The sequence below is a fragment of the Vibrio sp. 1401 genome (genome assembly GCF_033340295.1).
Genome location: NZ_JAWOWF010000412.1, coordinates 1 through 671 on the forward strand (window position 1 = coordinate 1; position 671 = coordinate 671).

The 671-nt window shown below is 43.8% G+C and carries 1 protein-coding gene; it reads right to left on the minus strand.

Annotation, left to right across the window (positions count from 1 at the left end; all coding sequences use genetic code 11):
- Positions 1-24: 24 nt before the first annotated feature.
- Positions 25-671, minus strand: a 647-nt coding sequence (gene toxR, locus R7Z77_RS25945) for a transcriptional regulator ToxR (protein WP_318137122.1), incomplete at its 5' end; no start/stop codon positions are given.

Consider the following 671-nt stretch of genomic DNA (forward strand, 5'->3'; position numbering starts at 1 on the left):
CTTTAATCTTCATGCTGGCCTCCTTTATTTGCAGATGTCTGTTGGATCGTTTTGACCTGCGAAAATACGCAATGTCACGTTCTCATACGAGTGGTTGCTGTCATGAATGTAGTTCAAAATCAGCTGGTTATTTTGTCCGCCAGTGGCAATCACTTCCACTGGCAACGAGTCTTCTGCATGGTGCTTAACGTAGCGTTCAATGCACTGCTCAATAGAAGGCAACCAGTTGTTGATTTGAGGGTGATTTACAGGTGTCATCACTGGTACGTTCTGATACTCACCAATCTGACGGAACTGAGATTCCGCTGGGTTTGTAAACAGCAGTACGCAAATCGGTAGTAATAGTGCCAAAAATAAAATAACGCGTGGAATCCAAGGATTCACAGCAGAAGCCACAGGTGCTTTTTCAGGTACTACTGGCGCTTCTGGTTCAACGATTGCGTCAGAAATCGTCGTTAAAGACGGCTCTACGATCGTTTCTACCTCATTAGTAGAGGTGTCATTGTTATCAGAAGCTGGCTCTTCAACTTCAATTGAGCTTGAGTCTGAAGAAAGTGGGCTTAGGCGTTCAACAGTACAAATGAGTTGATAGCCTCGTTTTGGAACGGTTTTAACAAACTCTGGAGATTTGGTTGAATCCTTCAACATCTTACGCAGAGTAGAAATCGCTT